Origin of the sequence: Flavobacterium soyangense (genome assembly GCF_015277675.1) — a bacterium.
GTDB classification, from domain to species: Bacteria; Bacteroidota; Bacteroidia; order Flavobacteriales; family Flavobacteriaceae; genus Flavobacterium; species Flavobacterium soyangense.
This window is the reverse complement of the sequence record NZ_JADHEC010000024.1, coordinates 31,579-52,888: the sequence shown is the minus strand read 5'-3', so window position 1 is coordinate 52,888 and position 21,310 is coordinate 31,579. Positions and strand designations below refer to the sequence as shown.

Below are 21,310 nucleotides of genomic sequence, written 5' to 3'. Positions count from 1 at the left end.
TAGATCTTTATTAAATAGATTCGACACAACAGTGGCAAGTTGGCTGGGCTTTAATTATTTGGCGTTCATCGTAATTGCCCTAAAAAAATTCAATAAAATAAAAGTTTAAATCACTTCTATTAAAAAAATTATACCTTTATATTTTTTTTCTATATATCTTTTATGTTATTCCTATATATTTTTTGTTTAAAAAATATATAGGAATTAAATTTATTCTATTATGATTTGAAAAATTTTCCTAACCAAGTTGTTTTATTAACCTGATGCATCTGTTTTTATTTGAAGAATGGTATTCCTGTTCTCTTATTAAAGTTATTGAAATAGCACTAATTTCACTCAACAGAATTTCGTAAATTTGAACCTCATATCAAAAAAATGACTCACACCTATATCATCACCGGAATGTCCTGCAACGGCTGCCGTACCAAAGTCGAAAAAGCCTTGAACGAAATAGATGGAGTGGAAGCCTCGGTTTCTTTAGAACCGCCAGTTGTAACCCTTACGACCAATAAAAAAGTTCCCATTTTTAAACTCCAAAAAGCTTTATACGCCGCAGGAAACTATATTATCAGTGAAAGCGATGTTGCATTTGAGAATTCCCTTTATAGTATTCCAATATCAAGCGATATGAATACCATGGCTTTGCCCGCTAGCGCTTCGGGAAAATATTATTGCCCCATGTTTTGCGAAGGAGAGAAAGTCTATGACAAAGCTGGAGATTGTCCCGTTTGCGGAATGGATTTAGTCAAAGCACCAGATTTAAATGCCAGTAAAATAGCTTATACTTGTCTGATGCATCCCGAAATTGCCCAGGATCAACACGGAGATTGTCCTATTTGCGGGATGGATTTGGTTCCAATGAAACCAGTTGACGAGGAAGAAAACACAGCTTATACTGACTTAATGCGTAAAATGAAAATTGCGCTTGTTTTCACCATTCCCGTTTTTATTATTTCAATGACTTTAATGTTTCCTAACAATCCATTGTTGAAGCTATTAGGAATAAATGATTGGAATTGGGTTCAATTTATCTTGTCACTTCCCGTGGTTTTTTATGCCGGCTGGATGTTTTTTCTGCGTGCCTGGAAATCCATCATCAGTTGGAATCTTAATATGTTTACGCTGATTGGAATTGGAACCGGAATTGCTTTTTTATTCAGCATTGCGGGATTATTATTTCCTGATTATTTTCCAAATGAATTCAAGCATCACGGAGCTGTTTCACTTTATTTTGAGGCTACCGTCGTGATATTGACCTTGGTTTTATTGGGGCAATTGATGGAAGCCAAAGCTCACGGACAAACAAATAAAGCCATAAAAGAATTGTTAAAACTTGCTCCTATCGAGGCTACATTGATTATTGACGGAAAAGACAAAGTCATCTCGATTAACGACATCAAGAAAGGTAATTTACTGCGCGTGAAACCCGGAGAGAAAATCCCGGTGGACGGAAAAATAACTAATGGCGAAAGTACGATAGACGAAGCTATGATTTCGGGAGAGCCTATTCCTGTTGATAAAACGATTGGAGATACTGTTATTGCGGGAACGATTAACGGCAACAAATCCTTTGTGATGATTGCCGAAAAAGTAGGTTCGGAAACCTTGCTTTCGCAAATTATGCAAATGGTCAATGATGCCAGTCGTTCGAGAGCACCCATCCAGAAACTAGCCGACAGTATTGCCAAATTTTTTGTGCCCACTGTGGTCATTATTTCTGCATTGACCTTTATAATCTGGTCTAAATTTGGCCCCGAACCCGCCGTTGTTTATGGATTTATCAATGCGATTGCCGTTTTGATTATTGCTTGTCCGTGTGCTTTGGGATTGGCCACACCAATGTCGGTTATGGTTGGAGTAGGCAAGGGCGCACAATCGGGAGTTTTAATCAAAAATGCAGAAGCTTTGGAAAATATGAACAAGGTAAATGTTCTGATAACGGACAAAACCGGAACCATTACGGAAGGAAAACCTTCGGTAGAAAAAGTATATTCCGTGAATAGTGAAGTCGATAATTTGTTGCAAAGCATCGCTTCTTTGAACCAATATAGCGAACACCCTTTGGCGCAAGCCGTGGTCAATTATGCTAAATCCGCAACTATTTCTTTAATAGAAGTGAAGGATTTCGAAGCCATTTCAGGTAAAGGCGTTATTGGAACAGTAGCCAATAAAAAAGTCGCTTTGGGAAACGAGAAACTGATGGAGCAAGTAAACGTCAATGTTTCGGACGATTTAGAAACTAAAATTAGTGCTGAACAAAAGTTAGGAAAAACAGTTTCTTATATTGCAGTCGATGGAATTGCTGTTGGTTTTGTGTCGATTTCTGATAAAATAAAACCAACGAGTGTTGCTGCTATCAAAGAATTAATGAGGCAAGGTGTTGAAGTAATTATAATTACAGGCGATAATGAAAATACTGCAAAAGCGGTCGCCGACGAATTGCATTTAACTGGTTTTATTGCCAATTGTTTACCCGAAGATAAACTCAGAGAAATCAAACGCTTGCAAGCCGAAGGAAAAATTGTGGCAATGGCTGGCGACGGAATCAACGATGCTCCAGCTTTGGCGCAAGCCAACATAGGAATTGCCATGGGAACGGGAACAGATGTGGCGATTAAAAGTGCCAAAATTACTTTGGTAAAAGGAGATTTGCAAGGTATTGTGAAAGCCAGAAACTTGAGTCATGCCGTGATGCGGAACATCAAACAGAATTTGTTTTTTGCCTTTATTTACAATGTATTTGGGATTTCGGTTGCAGCGGGAGTTTTGTACCCCGTTTTTGGAATTTTATTATCTCCAATGATTGCGGCTGCAGCAATGAGTTTTAGTTCGGTTTCCGTGATTGTAAATTCATTGCGACTAAGGAAGCTGAAACTTTAATCTTTATAGTTTTAATTTCTCGAAGCACACTGCTTGGTTTTTTTGCCACAGATTATCACAGATTCTAGACTGCACCCAAAAGTTTGGACAAATTTATAATTAATTTTGATAATAATGTGCTCGATATAGTCTGATCTTCTTTCTTTACAAATTTATTATGTTATTATAAAATTAATATTTTATTTTTAAATAATTAAAAATCAGTTACTTATAATTGTTATTGAGACGATAATTTATTATCTTTGAATAGGCTAATTAATCATTTTAAGCTATAAATAATGGGATAGCTGTTGTTGCCCGATGGTGTCAAAAATAATGGACTTCAAAAAGCAACAGGCAGTATAAAGATTGTCCGGTTTCAAGCTCCAGAATCGAAACCACAAAATAGATGTGGATGTCATTACCTTTTAAAAAAAGATACTACAGATTAGAAAAAGCTTGAGAACTTTAAATTAATCAAAAATGAAAGCACAATTTACTTTCGGGAGGAGCAAAAACAATTTTGGAACCGTTCTACAATTTTTTATTTGTTTCCTATTCAGTTTAAATTTACACAGTCAAAAAATCCAGACAAGCCTTTTGCAAACTTGGAAAAACGAATCTTGGGAAAACGTTATTCAGACCCTGTATACCTATGATAACAGCGATTATTTAATTCATGATTTGACCCAAAATTGGGATACTTCCTGGAAGGATTATCTTCAAAATGACTATACCAATAATCCTGATGGAACTGTACATCAATCTATTTCTCAATCATGGAATGCAGGAAGCAGCACATGGGATAATTTTCATAGAGTCACTTATACTTACAATGGTGATAAAAAAGTACTCACTTCAGAATCCGAAATCTGGTTTGATCCCGTTTGGATGTCTTTTTTTAAACAAACCAATACTTATGATGGCAGCGGATATTTGATCAATAGTCTATTGCAAACTTGGGATTTTATTTCTTCATGGAAAAACTCATCCCAATCCTTTTATACCAATAATCCTGACGGAACTGTGAACCAAGTTGTAACACAAAATTGGAATGTTTCTGCTTGGAATGATGCCAATAGAACAACTTATACTTATAATGGTACTAAACCAATTGTATCAGTCTCTGAAAAATGGACTGGTACTATTTGGGAAAACGTTTCTAAGGATGCCTATGACTATGATGGCAGTGGCTATTTGACACATTTGCTATCCCAAAACTGGATAACAGCTAGCTGGAAAAATGACACTCAATCCTATATTATCAATAATGGAGATGGAAATCCTATAGAGATTCTTTCCCAAAATTGGGATGATATCAATACCGTTTGGATAAATGATTCCAAGATGACCTTTACTTATGGTACATTGTCAGTTAAAGAGCCTGTTTTTGAAAAAAGTTTCGCTATCTATCCAAATCCTGCTCAGGACAGGATTACGATTAAAACCAATGACATTAGTCTGGGTTTAAAATATTTGGTCACTGATTCGACAGGCCGACAATTATTGAATGGCACCATCAATGATACAGAGACTGTAATTGATATTAACCAATTGGCCTGTGGTGTTTATTTTATCCAAATGGGACAAAATAAGAACCAAACCATTAAAATGGTTAAGCAATAAATTGCATTAATAAAAGTAAGCGGTTTTGACTTTAAATACTTTTTTTGGAATCAATAGCTATTTGTAGTAAAAAAATGGAAGCTATCCCATAGTTTTTTTACTTCGTTTTAACCTTTTATAATGAGTTTGCCGAAGGTTTTTTTCGCCGGAAATGATGCTGATGTTGCCGTCAATTTCCATCATTGCCAATTTCACATCCGAAAAATGTTCTATTCCATGTTCCCTTATGGCTTCTTTTAGTTCATCGGAAGTGATGTTTAGTTTGCTTAATATTTCGAAATCCAAATTACCGTCGTGGATTAAAATCCCTGGTTTTTCCTGCATAAAGTCACTAAATATTTTGGATTTATACATAAGTTTTTTTAATCCAAAATTGATGGCAAAAAGTACTATGGCAGCCGCCAAACCACCCCAAAGACTGGTGTTATTTCCTACCATTGCGTTTTGAACCGAGTTGCTTATGAGCAAAATCAAAATTACGTCGGCGGTATTGAGTTGGGATAATTCTTTCTTGCCAAAAATCCTTAATGCCACTAGCATAAAAAGATAAACGGATGCGCTACGAATTATAATATCAAAATATTCATTCATAATTATTTGTTTAAAGTTTAGTCCTTCGACAAGCTCAGGGAGACAGCAACTTTCTTTACAAAAAAAGAGTTATTTCAATTTAAAATTCTTTTCGATAGCGGCTATCATTTCACCGGCAATATCTTTGTTTGTGGCGCCTTCTATTCCCTCTAATCCTGGTGAAGAGTTTACCTCGAGCAATAAAGGTCCTTTTGAAGAGCGGATAATATCAACGCCTGCGACTTTTAAATCCATGGCTTTGGCGGCACGAATGGCAATTTTCTTCTCTTCGGCTGTGGGTTTTATAACCGATGCTGTCCCTCCAAGATGAATGTTGGCGCGGAATTCGCCCGGCATGGCTTCGCGCTGAATGGTAGCCACGACTTTTCCGTCAACCACAAACAAACGAAGGTCTTTTCCGTTGGCTTCCTTTATAAATTCCTGAACCAAAATATTGGCATTCAAGCTTTTGAAGGCGTTTATAACGCTTTCTGCCGCTTTTCTAGTTTCGGCCAAAACGACTCCTTTTCCTTGGGTTCCTTCGAGTAGTTTTACGATTAAAGGCGGACCTCCTACCATTTTTATCAAGTCGTCGGTGTCCAAAGGCGAGTTTGCAAAACCCGTTGTAGGAATATCAATTCCGCTTTGCAAAAGCAATTGGAGCGAAAATAATTTGTCCCGTGATTGCGTTATTGCTGTTGAAGAATTCAAACAAAAAACATTTAAAGCTTCGAACTGTCTGGTCAAAGCGCAACCATAAAAGGTAATGCTAGGGCGAATTCTTGGGATAATTGCGTCAAATTTATTCAGTATTATACCACCACGATAATGAATTTCTGGTGTTTTGGCATCCAGTTTCATATAACATTCCTTGATATTCAAAAAGTGCATTTCGTGTCCCCGCATCTCACCGGCTTCCATAATACGCTTATTGCTGTACAACTCTGGATTGCTGGCCAACAGTCCGATGCGCAAACCGGAACTTATTTTAACGGAATTTTTATATACGTCCCTTAAATTATCGGTGGTGGGTTGCCCTAAAAGATATTGTTGTTCAGGATCGACCAAAACCCTGCCGCTCATGGCTTCGCGACCCAACAACATCCGGAAACCCATGGAATCCCGATTCGTCAAAGTCATTTCGATACCCCAATTTGTATTGCCAATTTCAAGATTGGTCTGAATTACATAACGTTCCTCTCGAAAACCGCTAGAACTTTTTACCACTCTTTTATCAACCAATGGTGCTTCACAGTGGATAATTGTTTTGACATTATTTTGGATTGGATTGATATCAAATTTGACCCAATTTTGTCCGTCTTTAATAAATGGAGCAATATTTTTGGCGTGAAGCGCAGATGTTTTTGCTCCTGAATCAACTCTTGCCTTGATAGCAGGAATTCCTAATTCAGGAAAGGAACACCATTCCTCACTGCCCAGTATAATTTTGGTTTGTAACATAAATCAATTTTCAAGAATGAATAATTCAGGTGTAAATATATATTGAAAAAAAGGATTATGAATATTAAATTATCATTAAATATTGGGTAAGTAAGAGCAAAAAAAAACCTACTAATTAGTAGGTTTTTCTGCTTTGTTCACTTTAACGATAAGTTCTTGCGAAGTGTCGTCGAGATCCATAAAAATTTCGTCACCGGAAGCAATTTTCGAAGTGATAATTTCTTCGGCTAATGCATCTTCAACATATTTTTGAATGGCTCTTTTTAGAGGTCTTGCACCAAACTGTCTGTCAAAACCTTTTTCAGCAATAAACGCTTTCGCTTTATCTGAAAGAGTTAATTGATAGCCCAATTCTTTTATTCGCACGTATAATTTTTTCAATTCGATTTCGATAATTAAATCAATATCGTGTTTTTCTAAGGTATTGAAGACAATCACATCATCAATTCTATTCAGGAATTCAGGTGCAAATGTTTTCTTCAAGGCATTTTCGATAATGCTTTTTGAATTATCGTCGGCTTGGGCTACTTTAGCAGCAGTTCCAAAACCAACTCCTTGTCCAAAATCTTTCAATTGTCGAGCACCTACATTCGATGTCATTATGATAATTGTATTCTTGAAATCGATTTTTCGCCCTAAACTATCGGTTAAATAACCATCATCCAAGACCTGAAGCAATAAATGGAAAACATCAGGATGCGCTTTTTCGATTTCGTCTAAAAGTACCACACAGTATGGTTTACGACGTACTTTCTCTGTTAGTTGTCCGCCTTCTTCATAACCCACATATCCCGGAGGGGCTCCAACTAATCTTGAAATAGCGAATTTTTCCATATATTCACTCATATCGATTCGTATCAATGCATCTTCAGAATCGAATAATTCTTTGGCTAAAACTTTGGCCAATTGGGTTTTACCGACACCGGTTTGTCCCAAGAAAATGAAGGAACCAATAGGTCGATTAGGATCTTTCAATCCGGCACGATTTCTTTGAATGGCACGAGAAATTTTAAGTATGGCTTCTTTCTGCCCAATCACTTTATTTTCTATAAGTTCAGGTAATATAGCGAGTTTATTACTTTCTGTTTGGGCAATACGATTTACGGGAATTCCTGTCATCATTGATACCACATCGGCAACATTGTCTTCGGTAACTTCAATTCTGTTATTTTTTGAATCTTCATCCCATTTTTCTTGGGCTATTGCCAAATCTTTTTCAATGCGTTTTTCATCATCTCGAAGTTTTGCCGCTTCTTCATATTTTTGTTTTTTGACAACTGCATTTTTCAATTCACGAACATCTTCTAATTGTTTTTCCAATTCTAAAATTTGTTCCGGAACATCAATGTTTGTGATGTGAACTCTAGATCCAGCTTCGTCCAAAGCATCGATAGCTTTATCCGGTAAAAAACGTTCAGACATGTATCTATTGGTCAACTTTACGCAAGCTTCAATAGCTTCCGGAGTATAAGTTACATTGTGATGCTCTTCATATTTGTCTTTAATATTGTTCAGGATCATAATAGTTTCATCAACCGAAGTTGGTTCGATAATTACCTTTTGAAAACGTCTTTCGAGAGCGCCGTCTTTTTCTATATATTGACGGTATTCGTCCAATGTTGTGGCACCAATACATTGAATTTCACCTCTTGACAAAGCGGGTTTAAACATATTTGAAGCGTCAAGTGAACCAGTAGCACCGCCAGCACCAACGATTGTATGAATTTCATCAATGAAAAGAATGATATCGTCATTTTTTTCTAATTCGTTCATCACAGCTTTCATTCTTTCCTCAAACTGACCACGGTATTTTGTGCCTGCAACAAGACTTGCTAAATCAAGTGTTACGACTCGTTTATTGAATAGTATTCTGGAGACTTTCTTTTGAATAATGCGCAACGCTAAACCTTCGGCGATGGCAGATTTTCCCACACCAGGCTCTCCTATAAGAAGTGGATTGTTCTTTTTGCGTCGGCTTAAAATTTGAGAAACCCGTTCTATTTCTTTTTCACGTCCCACAACAGGGTCTAATTTTCCTTCTTCGGCCATTTCTGTTAAATCTCTCCCAAAATTATCCAAAACAGGTGTTTTGGATTTTTTGTTGGATTTATTGGCCGGATTGTTAAAAGTGCCTTCTTTTAGACTGTCATCTTGTCCTGAATCCTCATTGTAGGCATCGTTTTTTGGCAAGTTTTCCATAAAATTTTCTTCGGATGGTGTCATATTTAGATATTGTTCTTTGGCTATATCATAATCAATATTTAGTTTATTCAATAGCTTGGTTGTTGGATCATTCTCATTTCTTAAGATGCACAATAATAGATGTGCTGTACTGATTGATGTGCTGTGAAATACTTTTGCTTCAAGAAAAGTAGTTTTCAATGCACGCTCTGCTTGTCTTGTAAGGTGTAGATTTTTCTTTTCAATGTTGGTATCCATATTGGGACTTGCTGGACTTAGAATCTCTACTTTCCTGCGTAAAAGATCTAAATCTACCGATAAATTATTTAAAATGTTAATAGCCTTCCCATTACCGTCTCTTAAAATACCAAGCATAAGGTGCTCTGTGCCAATGAAATCGTGTCCCAAACGTAAGGCTTCTTCTTTGCTGTAAGTTATTACATCTTTTACTCTTGGTGAAAAATTATCATCCATATTATTATTGTATTGCTAATGTAAATTTAGTGAATTAGTGTTTGAAAAACAAAAATCATACCTCTTAAGAGGTTATGTCAGCTAATTGACAAAAAAATCAACAAATAAACGTTAAAACTTACTTAATTTATTAACTAAAAAACAAGTTTATTTTGTTAATAAATCATTGAAATAAGTAATGAATAGTTTGTTTAAAAAAATCATAATGACGTATATTAGCACGTTTTGAAACTAAAATAAATTTATTAAATATTACAACTTATGTCTGAAGGAGAAAAGTTAATTCCCATTAACATTGAAGATGAAATGAAGTCAGCTTACATCGATTATTCGATGTCAGTAATTGTATCACGAGCTCTTCCTGATGTTAGAGATGGCTTGAAACCAGTACATCGAAGAGTACTTTACGGAATGTATGATCTAGGAGTAACTTCAAAATCCGCCCATAAAAAATCTGCTAGAATTGTTGGAGAAGTTTTAGGAAAGTATCACCCGCATGGAGATACTTCAGTTTATGATGCCATGGTTCGTATGGCTCAAGAATGGAGTTTGCGCTATTTATTAGTTGACGGTCAGGGTAACTTTGGTTCTGTTGATGGAGATAGTCCGGCTGCAATGCGTTATACTGAAGCAAGAATGCGTAAAATTTCGGAAGAAATAATGGCTGATATCGAAAAAGAAACCGTTGACTTTCAACTGAATTTTGACGATACTTTATATGAACCAAAAGTAATGCCAACCAGAGTTCCTACTTTATTGATTAATGGAGCAACTGGAATTGCTGTTGGTATGGCAACTAATATGCCTCCTCACAATCTTACTGAAGTTATCAACGGAACATTAGCTTTTATTGATAATAACGAAATTGAAATTGATGAATTGATGACTCATATTAAAGCACCGGATTTTCCAACTGGTGGAACTATATATGGTTACGAAGGTGTTCGCGAAGCATTTAAAACAGGTAGAGGACGTGTTGTGATACGTGCTAAAGTTGGTTTTGAAGAAGTAGATGGCAGAGAATGTATCATCGTTACCGAAATCCCATATCAAGTCAACAAGGCCGATATGATTAAGCGTACTGCTGATTTGGTTAATGAGAAAAAAATAGAAGGAATTGCCAATATCCGTGATGAATCAGATAGAAATGGTATGCGCATCGTTTATATCTTGAAACGTGATGCTACGCCAAACGTGGTTTTGAATACCCTTTACAAGTATACTCAATTGCAATCATCCTTTTCTGTAAATAATATTGCATTGGTAAAAGGTCGTCCACAAATGTTGAATCTGAAAGATATGATTCACTATTTTGTAGAACACCGTCACGATGTAGTTGTTCGCAGAACCAGATTTGAATTGCGTAAGGCAGAAGAAAGAGCGCATATTCTTGAAGGATTAATTATCGCTTCAGATAATATTGATGAAGTAATTGCTTTAATCAAAGCTTCGAAAAATACGGAAGAAGCAAGAGAAAAATTAATCGAAAGATTCAATTTGTCTGACATTCAGTCTCGTGCCATTGTAGAAATGCGTTTGCGTCAATTGACCGGATTAGAGCAAGATAAATTAAGAGCAGAATACGAAGAAATAATGAAATTAATAGAGCACTTAAGAGCTTTATTGGAAGATATTAATTTAAGAATTGCTCTTATTAAAGAAGAACTTATAGAAATTCGTGATAAATATGGTGATGAACGTCGTTCCTTAATTGAATATTCAGGTGGTGATGTAAGTATCGAAGATTTAATTGCCGATGAAAATGTGGTTATCACTATTTCGCACGCCGGTTACATCAAACGTACTAATTTATCAGAATACAAAACTCAAAATAGAGGTGGAGTTGGACAAAAAAGCGCCGGAACAAGAGATCAGGATTTTCTTGAAAATATGTTTGTGGCTACCAATCATCAATATATGATGTTTTTTACCCAAAAAGGAAAATGTTTCTGGATGCGTGTTTATGAAATTCCTGAAGGAAGCAAAACCGCCAAAGGTAGAGCTTTGCAAAACCTTATTAATATCGAGAGTGATGATAAAGTTAAAGCTTTTATCTGTACCCAAGATTTAAAAGATAAGGAATACATCAATAGTCACAACCTTATTATGGTAACTAAAAAAGGTCAGGTTAAGAAAACATCTTTGGAGAAATATTCTAAACCTCGTGTCAATGGTGTTGCTGCAATTACGATTAAGGAAGGCGATGAATTATTGGAAGCCAAATTAACTAATGGTGAAAGTCAAATTATATTGGCTGTTAAATCCGGAAAACTAGTTCGTTTTGAAGAAACTAAAACGCGTCCGATGGGAAGAACTGCTTCAGGTGTTCGTGGAATTACTTTAAAAGATGATGTTGATGAAGTAATTGGTATGGTTACTGTAGATAAAGATAATATCAACGATACCCAGATTTTAGTAGTTACTGAAAATGGATACGGAAAACGAACCAAATTAGTTGACGAAGATGGCGAAGATGTTTATAGAATAACGAATCGTGGTGGAAAAGGGGTAAAAACTTTGAATATCACCGAAAAAACTGGAAAACTAATTTCGATTAGTAATGTAACAGACGCAGACGATTTGATGATTATCAACAAATCCGGATTAACCATCAGAATGGCTGTTGAAGATTTGAGAGTTATGGGGCGTGCTACTCAAGGTGTTAAATTGATTAATCTAAAAGGAAATGATTCTATCGCAGCGGTGACAAAAGTTATGAAAGACGATGTTGTTGAAGTTGTTGTTGATGAAGAGGGAAATATCATAGAAGCGGAAACAATCGAAAGAGTAAAACCAGTTCTTGAAGTTCTTGAAGATGAAGATACAACTGATGATGAGGATGATGACGAGGAAGAAATTGACGATTCAGAAGAAGAAGTGGATGAGGACGATTCAGAAGATGAAGCATAATAAATTAGAGAATACAGATAACAAGAATATATTTAAAACAAAAAAAAAGAATATTATGAAAAGTAAATATGTAATACTAGCGTCAGCATTATTGATATCAGTAGCTACTTTTGCTCAAAAAGATCAAATTAAAGCAGCTGAAAAATCTTTAAAAGCTGGAAATGCGCAGGAAGCGGTAACTATTTTGCAAGGAGCGGAAGCTGCATCAGCAACGGCTCCAGACTCTGAAAAAGCCCAGTATTTCTTTGTGAAAGGAAATGCTTATTTAGAATTAGCCAATAAAAAAGTTGATGAGGGTAAAAATCTTTCTTTGGCTGCCAAAGCTTATCAAGATTTATTAGCCGTTGAAAAAGCTTCCGGAAAAGATAAATATTCTTCTCAGGCCACTACTTCAATTCTGGATATTAAATATAAATTATTGAATAGTGCTGTTGCTGATACTAAAGCAGACAAACATTTAGAAGGAGCTCAAAAGTTATATGATGCCTATTTATTAGATAAAAAAGACACTATCAATTTGTATTATGCAGCTTCTACTTTTGTAAATGGTAAAGATTATGCAACTGCTCTTAAATTATATTACGAGCTGAAAGCACTTAATTATTCCGGTAAAGGTGTCAGTTATTTAGCAATGAATAAATTAACTGCTCAGGAAGATGTGTTTAACACTGCTAAAGAAAGAGATTTCGCTGTAAAAATTGGAACACATGAGAAGCCTAAAACTGAGCCTATTCCTTCAAAAAGAGGTGAAATCTACAAAAACATTACTTTGATCTTAGTTCAGGATGGAAAAACGGAAGAAGCTAAAAAAGCTGTTACAGATGCCAGAAAAGCAAATCCAGAAGATGTTTCATTAATTTTGACTGAGGCCAATTTATATCTAGAAACTAAAGATTTCGAAACCTATAAAAAATTGGTATCTGAGGCTTTAGAAAAAAATCCAAACGATGCTGATTTAGTTTTTAATTTAGGTGTAATTAGCGCTAATGCAAAAAATCCTGAAGAAGCTACAAAATATTATAAACGAGTAATGGAAATTGATCCTAATTATGTCAATGCTTATATCAACTTAGCTGCTTTAATGCTTGAAGATGAGAAAGTAATTATTGACGAAATGAATAAATTAGGAACCTCTGCAAAGGATATGAAACGTTATGAAGAGTTAAAAACTAAGAGACTAAACTTATTCAAAAGCACTATTCCATTTCTTAAAAAAGCAGTTGAAATAGATCCGAAAAATATTGACGTTGCAAAAACACTTTTAAATGTTTATGGTGCGTTAGAAATGGCTCCAGAGAAAAATGCTTTGAAAGAAAAAATAAAAGAACAAGAAGGGAAATAAAAGGAAATACAGAATAAATATTAAATCCCGTCTACTATAGGCGGGATTTTTTTTATATAATTTTTTTAATAACTCGAAGTTTGTGTGTGTGTTTATTGGCTTCGGCATTATAAATTCCAAGATGATCCAATCTGTCAATTCTCACTTTTCCGCTGGCGTGAATAATGTAATTGTCTTCCATAATAATGCCTACATGAATAATGTTTCCTTCGTCATTATCGAAAAAAGCCAAATCACCGGGCTCGCTTTCTTCAATAAAACTCAATGCTTCTCCTTGTTTTGACTGTTGTGAAGCATCCCGCAGTAATTTATATCCATTGAGTTTATAAACCATTTGAGTAAAACCCGAGCAATCAACTCCAAATGGAGTTTTCCCTCCCCAAAGATAAGGGGCGTTCAAATACATAAATGCAGTACTCAGTATGCCATTCTTTGGTTTTAAGCCACTAATTTTTGTTCCCTCAAAATTAAAATTTGAAGTATTAATGTCGCTATGATTCAGGAAAGATAAAGAAGAACCTAGCGGAATTGGTAGTAATAAATTATTCGGCCCTGTCATGTATTCCAGTAAATCTGCATTTAATACTATTGCATTTTCTGATAGTTGATTAAATTCTGATTCGGAAATTATTTGGTACTGTTTTGAATCTACCCAACCTTCATAATCGTCGAATTGCAATTTTATTTTAGCCCATTGTTTGAATTGTTCCAGGATTTCAAAATGTTCTCCAAATAAAACTTGGGAAACGATTTCGCTTCTATCACTGGGTTCAATTCGAAGTGGGATTATGGCTAGATTACAAATTCCGAACATTTAGTGCTATTTTAAATTTTGAATGATAGATTTAAATTCTTTCGATAACAATTGACGATGCTCCTCCACCGCCATTACAGATTGCTGCTGCGCCTATTTTAGCGTTGTTTTGTTCTAAAACGTTCAGCAATGTAACTATAATTCTAACACCTGAACATCCTAGCGGATGACCTAAAGATACGGCTCCACCATTCACATTTATTTTATTGTTATCTAAGCCTAGAATTTTTGCATTGGCTAAACCTACTACAGCAAAGGCTTCATTAAATTCGAAATAATCTACGTCTTTTATTGTCAATCCGGCTTTAGCCAACGCTTTTGGAATTGCTTTTGCAGGACTTGTGGTGAACCATTTTGGTTCTTGGGCCGCATCGGCATAACTTCGTATGTATGCCAAAGGTTTTAACCCCATAGATAATGCTTTTTCTTCACTCATTAATACCACAGCGGCAGCACCATCATTTATTGTAGAAGCATTTGCAGCAGTTACCGTTCCGTCTTTTGTAAAAACAGCATTCAATGAAGGGATTCGGTCTAATTTCACATTCGTAAATTCTTCGTCTTTAGACACTATTATAGGATCTCCTTTTCTTTGAGGAACCGCTACGGGAACTATTTCATTATCAAATTTTCCGGCTTCCCAAGCTTTCGCAGAACGCTCATAAGATTGAATTGCGAAGTTATCCTGATCTTCACGGGTTAAATTATATTCGGCTGCACATAAGTCGGCACAAACGCCCATAGCATTATTGTCGTATGCATCTGTAAGACCATCTTTTTGCATTCCGTCAACCATGGTGGCAGGGCCAAATTTATAGCCGTTTCTTAGATGCATGTAATGCGGTATCAGACTCATATTTTCCATTCCGCCGGCAACTACAATTTCGGCATCACCGCATTGGATTGCTTGTGCGCCCAACATCACTGATTTCATTCCAGAAGCACAAACTTTATTAACCGTAGTACAAGCTACAGAATTTGGTAAACCCGCATAAATAGCTGCTTGTCTGGCAGGAGCCTGACCTAGGCCAGCCTGAACGACATTGCCCATAAAAACTTCATCGACTAAATTTACATCTAGTTTAATTCGGTCTAAAGCTCCTTTTATGGCAACTGCTCCTAATCTTGGAGCAGCAACGGTAGATAATCCTCCCATAAAACTTCCGATTGGTGTTCTGACAGCGGAAACGATAACGACTTTTTTGATCATAATCTGTTTGTATCTTTGTTTAAGTTGCGAATTTAATCATTTTGAGTAAATACCAAATTACAATTTTAATAATATTATGTCTTTGAGTTCGTGAATTTTGAATTATTATTTATTTTGATTGTTTTTTAGTAACAATCATTAGGAAAACGGATAAACTAAGGTTTTTAAATCGCTATACATTTGATTGTTAATGTATTTAATTTGGCAATAAAAAAACATTTAAAAAAAGGGGGTAATTATTTGTAAAATATAGAATAGAAAGCTACATTTGCAACCGCTTAAAAGGAATATAAGTTCTTATATTGGAGAGTTGCCTGAGTGGCCGAAAGGACATGTTTGCTAAACATGCGTATGGGAAACTGTACCAAGGGTTCGAATCCCTTACTCTCCGCTTTTTTTGCATTTCGGGGTGTAGCGTAGCTCGGTTATCGCGCCTGCTTTGGGAGCAGGAGGCCGCAGGTTCGAATCCTGCCACCCCGACTAATTATTAAGTTTTCTTTTAATTAGTTAACTTATTGATTAATGGACGCATAGCTCAGCTGGATAGAGCACCTGCCTTCTAAGCAGGCGGTCGAAGGTTCGAATCCTTCTGCGTTCACTTAATAACTCACTGTAAATCAGTGGGTTATTTTTGTTTTAGGGCATTTTGTTTTCTTTAGAAAAATATCATTTGCATAATATTTGGGAAAAAATTCCTCCCCCACAACCAATGTCTAAAAGGTTTTCAGCATAAGGAGTAATTTTTTTAGAAGCTTCAGTGATAATTTCCAATGAGATTTTGGCGTTAATTGTAGGAAGTTGTTCGGTTTCTATGTTTGAAAATCGTTCAACCTCAATATCAAATCGTTCTTTAATTTCTTCTATTGTTGATTTTTTCATTTGTTGTTTTGATCTTATTTGCATTATTATTTTTTTCTGTAATTCAGTATATATTATTTTTTTGAAAACTATTATATATTGAAATTTTTTTCAACCGTTTTAAATAAATCAGGTTTTTAATTGCTTTCAACATACTCCAAAATGCTATTTAATGTTTGTTTAGAAAAAGGTTTTGAAAAATACCCTTTGACATTTTCATAATTTAAGCAATTTTTATATTCATCAAGTTTATTTGACGCGGAGTTCATAAATATAGGAATTTGATTGATGACTTTTATATATTTGATATTCTGAAGGAATTCTAATCCATTCATAAGTGGCATATTGAAATCCAACACGATAAAATCGGGAAGTTTTTCATTTATGCCATCAAGTGTTTTTGGTTTTTCAAGAGCAAGTAATCCGTTTGTAAAAAATTCAAACTGGTTTATACTTTTATTTGATTTCAATATTTTTTTTATTATTGAAGCAGCTATTCTATCATCCTCAACAATAAATGTTTTGATATTTTTTTTCATTAATTTGTTTTGACAGTTTTTGAACTACCAACTTTACCATTGAAGAGGCATTATATAATGGCCATGTAGTGGTAAAATCTAGTTTATAAATTTTTTGTGCCAGTTTTCAAATAAACTGCAGTAATAACCCTTGATGGAATCAGCGAACGAATTAGTCTACAAACAATTAAACAGGCGAATGGTGAAAGACAAGGAGAATCCAACAACTAAACCAGGCTTGATTTTATTTAATATTTATTCCAATTCCAACCTCTAGGGTTATATTATTTAAATTGCCGTCTAAATAGTTGCTATCGGAACCTTTTATAGGCCATGGATATAGAGGAACATACATTCGATAGGTAAAAAAATACTTGCCCAGTCCTTTCTTTAGACTATACATCAATCCATAATCCGGACTAAAAGAATTAATAGAAGCACTTACTTTGTTGAAATTTGGGTCATCAATTGTTTCCTTAAAACTAGAATACTTGACACCAGCCATAAGCAGGAAAGTATGAGAGCTTTTTTTTGCGTAAAAAGTAGTTCCAATACCTATTTTTTGATTTATTGAATAGTCGTAGTTTGTTTTTATACCATTAAAATCTCGCTGAAATGGATTATTTATATTAAAGGAGGTGTAAGAAGCAAGGCTAAGATATCTATTAGGATTCCACTGGATTTGATTGGAGAGGATTAGGTCTGTTCCAAAATTAGTATGGATACCAATGCCAGGCTCAATTGTTAATTGCCGAACTGTAGATTTTTTTTCTGCTATTTTAGAAGTATTATTTTGGGCAAAACTATTGGTATAAGCCATAAAAGAAAGAAAGAGGAATGTTATTTTTTTAAGTTTCATGTCTAATGTATTTATATGGTTTTTAATAAATTTAAAATGTAATAGAATTACCTGTTTTGAAAATAGTAATTTAGACCTTTTACGATGTTTGGATTTTTTGAACCCAAATGATCCAGATTTTTCACTCTGTTTTTATCTAATTTGATATCAGGATAATTATCACGAAGGGTTTGATAAAATGCCTCGAATGGCGCTTGCATCCGACCACTGTTTTCTCCCTCGCCAATTCCCATAAAAACTAATTGTTTTCTGCTCTTATTATTTTCGCGATTGCCCTTTTCCATTTGAAAGGTAACAAGGTTGTCAAACCATAGGGAAGGGCTGAGTAGGATATAGTTGCCAAATATTTCATTCTTGACGCTAAAAGCATAAGCTCCAAATAATCCTCCATAAGAATGGCCTAAAATCACACGGCTTTTCCTTGTCGTGTTTGCACTATAATCCTGTTCCATTTTAGGGATAAGCTGTGTTTCAATAAAGTTTAAAAATTGTGGGCCTCCACCAGTTTTTGAACTGACTTTTGTTGGAGTATAATCGATGCTGCGATCTTTACCATACCCAATGCTTACCACCAAAACATTTGAAACAGCAAGTTTATTTGAAATTTCTTTGCACTTATTGGCTACGAAATCAAAATTTTCTTCTCCATCCAAAGCATAGATTGTTGCATATTTTTCGTTTATTGGATTGTAATTTTCAGGTATGGCCACTTTTATGAAGTAAGATGTTCCATCAGCGAGAGAATATAAAGAGAATTCTTCCATTGAAGCGGGATTAAATTCTTCTTTTGTACATGAACCCAACATAAATACCAGGATTATAGCGCTAGCAGTGGTATAAAATTTTTTAATCAATTTTGTATTATTTTTCATTTTCATTTTGTTTATTTTTTACAGGGCAAAAGTATTGGAGGAAAGAATAGTGGTCGTTATACTATTTTGGGAATGCTTTACAGTATTTTGGGTATATATCTGAAACGCAGGGCAGAAAATACAATCACTTAAGGAATTCATAACTTCTGATTTGTTTTTTTATATAAAAAAAGCCCATCAACATCCTTTTTATCGAAATGTTGATGGGTTTTTAAAAGATTTATATTTAGTTTGCCAGAAGGCAGCGAGAACTGTTATTTTGTTTCTGCAATTTTTTTTAAACGTTACCAATTTTTTGACTGGTTGTAAATTGTCAGTATGAATTGGACTTATTAAAAATGCACTAAATGATGTTCTAATTTTTTTATTATAAATTAGAAGATTACAATCTGTTTTTCTCGTCTTGAAGATCTGTTGCTTTTACAGATTTCTTTTTACCACTTCTAAAGTCATAAGTAGCACTAAAAGTGATTCTTCGAGTCTCCCATTTATTAGTCCAATTTGTAATAACATTTTGTTGTTTTACCACCCGCCATAAAATATAATCTCCCTCCTTTAAATTAGCTTCTGAATAATGTGCTATTTTCCCAAAGACAAGTCCAGAATTGCACACAGTTTCCTCTGTATAGGAATAAAATTCAAGTTCTAACTCAAAATCATAAAATTTTACTTCCGTGAATACTTGTAAAGGGCCAGCAAGATCCAAGATTTTTACCGAGGGTGGGATAATAAAAGCTATTTTTCTCATAAAATACAATTTAATATTATGTTGTAAAATTAGTTAGCTTCATAAGTTGACAAAGGACAATAGTACGTCTTTATATGACAAAAAAATGGGAAATGATTAATCTAAGGAATTGGCAACAAGTATGTTTTCCTAAAATAAATCAAAATAAATTATTATAAAAGTATTAAAAAAATCAAGAAAACGAGATATGGTTTCCAGATTATAATAAGTAAGCCGTCCTTTAACTGGACGGCTTACTCGAATCAAAATAAAGCAACCTAATTTATTTGCAAGAGGCACAGGTACAATTTGAACCGCAATTGCAATCTACGCAAGTACAGTTAGGGTTAGCACATTTTCCATTTTTTGATTCTGTAGCACTTTGGCTCATTAACACTGATAATTTCATAATTATTTAATTTTAAGTTATTTAATGATGCAAAGATATATTGGTAATCCAACTTCAATATTATATTACTTTGGGATTGGGTTGCATAATTTTGGGTATCTATTTTGCCCAGAAAACATAGCCAATGTATATTCAAAAACTGATAATAAAAAAAGCCATTCTTTATTGGAATGGCTTTGTTGAATTTTTTTGGAACAGGCTTCTATTTACAAGAAGCACAGGTACAATTTGAACCGCAATTGCAATCTACGCAAGTACAGTTAGGGTTAGCACATTTTCCATTTTTTGATTCTGTAGCACTTTGGCTCATTAACACTGATAATTTCATAATTATTTTTTTAAGTTATTTAATGATGCAAAGATATATTGGTAATCCAACTTCAATATTATATTACTTTGGGATTGGGTTGCATAATTTTGGGTTTAGACTGTGTCCAAAGCTTTTCGTTTCCCAGCACCAATTTCTTTAAAATAGGTTGGTGTTAGTCCCGTAATTTTTTTAAATTGAGTAGAAAGATGTGCAACACTACTATATTCAAGTTCAAAGGCAATTTGGGACAAAGTAAGTTGATCATATATTAGAAGTTCTTTTGCTTTTTCGATGCGTTGTTCAATAAAATAGTTTTCAATAGTTCTCCCTTCGACGGATGAAAATAAACTGCTTAAATAGGTATACTCATGATGAACAATATCTGAAATGTATATAGAAAGTTTAATTTTATTTGTTTCGCTATCCATTTCATTTCGAGCTCTTTTAATTACCAGTTGCTTAATTTTTTCAATAAGTCCGCTTGTTTGATTGTCAATCATTTCAAAACCTATTTTATCTAGATGATACAACAAACGTGATTTTTGATCATTGGATAATTCATCACACAAATGTATTTCTCCAAAAATGACTTTATGAAAGGGTATCGATTCGGTTTGTAAAATATTTTCAACCGCCATTACACATCGGTGACAAACCATGTTTTTTATTAGTACTGTTGTTGGTTTCATAGTGTAAAGATTTTTTTAGGATTACATGAAAATTTATACTTTGGTTTTCTGCTTTAGAATAAGGAGATAAATTCCAACTGTAAAGTCAACCGAAAGACAAAACCAGTCATAATGTGGGGGAATTAAACTGGCATCCTGCCATAGGTTATATGCAATGTCCCAGAAGCCGTGCATAAAATATCCAATAGCTAATATATAAGTGCTTTTAGTAATTCCGTAGTATGAAATCATTAAAAAAGCAATGGCTTGAATAGCTGCTATTAGTAAGGCTTGAATATTTGTCCATGTAAACCCAACATACAAAAAACCAATTACAGCAAGTGTTAGACCGTAAATAATTTTTTTGTCAAATTGTTTAAAATATTCAAAAATTAAGATTTGTAAAAGAGCTGTTGATATTCCTATAATAATTTGTGTCATAAATTTTATTTTAGTTTCAATGGGTTAGCCTTAATTATTTTAGAAGGGGCCAAAAAAATATTTTTATTTTTAATCTAACAATAAATAGTAGATACAGATTCCGCCTATACCAATGGTTGTATGTATGTAGCTTATTGTTGAAATTATTCCGAATAAGTCCTTAATGCAACAAGGTCATTAGTTTTTAGATTCCTAAATGTA

The 21,310-nt window shown here is 34.4% G+C and carries 16 protein-coding genes, 3 tRNA genes and 1 pseudogene; 8 read left to right on the top strand and 12 right to left on the bottom strand.

What is annotated here, in order from left to right:
- From IR213_RS16350 to IR213_RS11140, 3 genes and pseudogenes are all read left to right on the top strand, one after another.
- Nucleotides 1-109: pseudogene (locus IR213_RS16350) on the top strand (IS5 family transposase); the annotation flags it as partial.
- Nucleotides 110-375: 266 nt separating this feature from the next.
- Entirely contained in the window at nt 376-2,880 is a 2,505-nt protein-coding gene (locus IR213_RS11145) for a heavy metal translocating P-type ATPase (RefSeq protein ID WP_194312396.1), read from the top strand.
- A 462-nt stretch (nt 2,881-3,342) separates the two neighbouring features.
- Nucleotides 3,343-4,485 (top strand): T9SS type A sorting domain-containing protein, encoded by a 1,143-nt coding sequence (locus IR213_RS11140; RefSeq protein WP_194312395.1) that lies wholly within the window; start codon nt 3,343-3,345, stop codon nt 4,483-4,485.
- An 81-nt stretch (nt 4,486-4,566) separates the two neighbouring features.
- On the opposite strand, the gene IR213_RS11135 is transcribed toward IR213_RS11140, so the two are convergent.
- The 3 genes from IR213_RS11135 to IR213_RS11125 form a co-directional block, all read right to left on the bottom strand.
- Nucleotides 4,567-5,076, bottom strand: coding sequence for a DUF421 domain-containing protein (locus IR213_RS11135; protein ID WP_194312394.1), 510 nt, complete (start codon nt 5,074-5,076; stop codon nt 4,567-4,569).
- A 69-nt stretch (nt 5,077-5,145) separates the two neighbouring features.
- Nucleotides 5,146-6,516 carry a 30S ribosomal protein S6--L-glutamate ligase gene (gene rimK / locus IR213_RS11130; RefSeq protein ID WP_194312393.1) on the bottom strand — a complete coding sequence of 457 codons (1,371 nt, stop codon included), beginning with the start codon at nt 6,514-6,516 and terminating at the stop codon, nt 5,146-5,148.
- A 111-nt stretch (nt 6,517-6,627) separates the two neighbouring features.
- Entirely contained in the window at nt 6,628-9,171 is a 2,544-nt protein-coding gene (locus IR213_RS11125; protein WP_194312392.1) for an ATP-dependent Clp protease ATP-binding subunit, read from the bottom strand.
- A 261-nt stretch (nt 9,172-9,432) separates the two neighbouring features.
- On the opposite strand from IR213_RS11125, the gene gyrA reads away from it, so the two are divergent.
- Nucleotides 9,433-12,081 carry a DNA gyrase subunit A gene (gene gyrA, locus IR213_RS11120; protein WP_194312391.1) on the top strand — a complete coding sequence of 883 codons (2,649 nt, stop codon included), beginning with the start codon at nt 9,433-9,435 and terminating at the stop codon, nt 12,079-12,081.
- 55 nt (nt 12,082-12,136) lie between these two features.
- Complete coding sequence (locus tag IR213_RS11115) at nt 12,137-13,423, top strand: tetratricopeptide repeat protein (protein ID WP_194312390.1); 1,287 nt, start codon at nt 12,137-12,139, stop codon at nt 13,421-13,423.
- Between the two features lie 52 nt (nt 13,424-13,475).
- On the opposite strand, the gene IR213_RS11110 is transcribed toward IR213_RS11115, so the two are convergent.
- Nucleotides 13,476-14,237 carry a C40 family peptidase gene (locus IR213_RS11110; RefSeq protein ID WP_194312389.1) on the bottom strand — a complete coding sequence of 254 codons (762 nt, stop codon included), beginning with the start codon at nt 14,235-14,237 and terminating at the stop codon, nt 13,476-13,478.
- Between the two features lie 31 nt (nt 14,238-14,268).
- Nucleotides 14,269-15,447: an acetyl-CoA C-acyltransferase gene (locus IR213_RS11105; protein ID WP_194312388.1), complete on the bottom strand. Its 1,179-nt coding sequence runs from the start codon at nt 15,445-15,447 to the stop codon at nt 14,269-14,271.
- Between the two features lie 304 nt (nt 15,448-15,751).
- Here IR213_RS11105 and IR213_RS11100 point away from each other — a divergent pair.
- The 3 genes from IR213_RS11100 to IR213_RS11090 all read left to right on the top strand — a co-directional run bounded on the left by IR213_RS11100 (nt 15,752) and on the right by IR213_RS11090 (nt 16,045).
- Nucleotides 15,752-15,838: transfer RNA gene (locus tag IR213_RS11100), tRNA-Ser, on the top strand.
- 14 nt (nt 15,839-15,852) lie between these two features.
- Nucleotides 15,853-15,927: transfer RNA gene (locus IR213_RS11095), tRNA-Pro, on the top strand.
- Nucleotides 15,928-15,971: 44 nt separating this feature from the next.
- Nucleotides 15,972-16,045: transfer RNA gene (locus IR213_RS11090), tRNA-Arg, on the top strand.
- Between the two features lie 68 nt (nt 16,046-16,113).
- Here IR213_RS11090 and IR213_RS11085 read toward each other — a convergent pair.
- The 7 genes from IR213_RS11085 to IR213_RS11055 form a co-directional block, all read right to left on the bottom strand.
- A complete protein-coding gene (locus IR213_RS11085) occupies nt 16,114-16,326 on the bottom strand; it encodes a hypothetical protein (protein ID WP_194312387.1) in 213 nt (70 codons plus the stop codon).
- A 116-nt stretch (nt 16,327-16,442) separates the two neighbouring features.
- Nucleotides 16,443-16,844, bottom strand: a complete 402-nt coding sequence (locus IR213_RS11080) for a response regulator (protein WP_194312386.1) — start codon at nt 16,842-16,844, stop codon at nt 16,443-16,445.
- A gap of 223 nt (nt 16,845-17,067) precedes the next feature.
- A complete protein-coding gene (locus tag IR213_RS11075; protein ID WP_194312385.1) occupies nt 17,068-17,682 on the bottom strand; it encodes a hypothetical protein in 615 nt (204 codons plus the stop codon).
- A 47-nt stretch (nt 17,683-17,729) separates the two neighbouring features.
- Nucleotides 17,730-18,554 (bottom strand): alpha/beta hydrolase, encoded by an 825-nt coding sequence (locus IR213_RS11070; protein WP_194312384.1) that lies wholly within the window; start codon nt 18,552-18,554, stop codon nt 17,730-17,732.
- 382 nt (nt 18,555-18,936) lie between these two features.
- Nucleotides 18,937-19,302 (bottom strand): helix-turn-helix domain-containing protein, encoded by a 366-nt coding sequence (locus tag IR213_RS11065; RefSeq protein ID WP_194312383.1) that lies wholly within the window; start codon nt 19,300-19,302, stop codon nt 18,937-18,939.
- Nucleotides 19,303-20,113: 811 nt separating this feature from the next.
- Entirely contained in the window at nt 20,114-20,689 is a 576-nt protein-coding gene (locus IR213_RS11060) for a helix-turn-helix domain-containing protein (protein ID WP_194312382.1), read from the bottom strand.
- A gap of 33 nt (nt 20,690-20,722) precedes the next feature.
- Nucleotides 20,723-21,109, bottom strand: a complete 387-nt coding sequence (locus IR213_RS11055; protein WP_194312381.1) for a DUF6010 family protein — start codon at nt 21,107-21,109, stop codon at nt 20,723-20,725.
- Nucleotides 21,110-21,310: the final 201 nt, after the last annotated feature.

Bases quoted from the DNA above. Each gene is read 5' to 3' on its own strand.
- IR213_RS11135 (WP_194312394.1), bottom strand. From the start codon at position 5,076: ATGAATGAATATTTTGATATTATAATTCGTAGCGCATCCGTTTATCTT.
- IR213_RS11145 (WP_194312396.1), top strand. From the start codon at position 376: ATGACTCACACCTATATCATCACCGGAATGTCCTGCAACGGCTGCCGT.
- IR213_RS11140 (WP_194312395.1), top strand. From the start codon at position 3,343: ATGAAAGCACAATTTACTTTCGGGAGGAGCAAAAACAATTTTGGAACC.
- IR213_RS11070 (WP_194312384.1), bottom strand. From the start codon at position 18,554: ATGAAAAATAATACAAAATTGATTAAAAAATTTTATACCACTGCTAGC.
- IR213_RS11065 (WP_194312383.1), bottom strand. From the start codon at position 19,302: ATGAGAAAAATAGCTTTTATTATCCCACCCTCGGTAAAAATCTTGGAT.
- IR213_RS11075 (WP_194312385.1), bottom strand. From the start codon at position 17,682: ATGAAACTTAAAAAAATAACATTCCTCTTTCTTTCTTTTATGGCTTAT.
- IR213_RS11115 (WP_194312390.1), top strand. From the start codon at position 12,137: ATGAAAAGTAAATATGTAATACTAGCGTCAGCATTATTGATATCAGTA.
- rimK (WP_194312393.1), bottom strand. From the start codon at position 6,516: ATGTTACAAACCAAAATTATACTGGGCAGTGAGGAATGGTGTTCCTTT.
- IR213_RS11105 (WP_194312388.1), bottom strand. From the start codon at position 15,447: ATGATCAAAAAAGTCGTTATCGTTTCCGCTGTCAGAACACCAATCGGA.
- IR213_RS11110 (WP_194312389.1), bottom strand. From the start codon at position 14,237: ATGTTCGGAATTTGTAATCTAGCCATAATCCCACTTCGAATTGAACCC.
- IR213_RS11125 (WP_194312392.1), bottom strand. From the start codon at position 9,171: ATGGATGATAATTTTTCACCAAGAGTAAAAGATGTAATAACTTACAGC.
- IR213_RS11080 (WP_194312386.1), bottom strand. From the start codon at position 16,844: ATGAAAAAAAATATCAAAACATTTATTGTTGAGGATGATAGAATAGCT.
- IR213_RS11055 (WP_194312381.1), bottom strand. From the start codon at position 21,109: ATGACACAAATTATTATAGGAATATCAACAGCTCTTTTACAAATCTTA.
- IR213_RS11060 (WP_194312382.1), bottom strand. From the start codon at position 20,689: ATGAAACCAACAACAGTACTAATAAAAAACATGGTTTGTCACCGATGT.
- IR213_RS11085 (WP_194312387.1), bottom strand. From the start codon at position 16,326: ATGAAAAAATCAACAATAGAAGAAATTAAAGAACGATTTGATATTGAG.
- gyrA (WP_194312391.1), top strand. From the start codon at position 9,433: ATGTCTGAAGGAGAAAAGTTAATTCCCATTAACATTGAAGATGAAATG.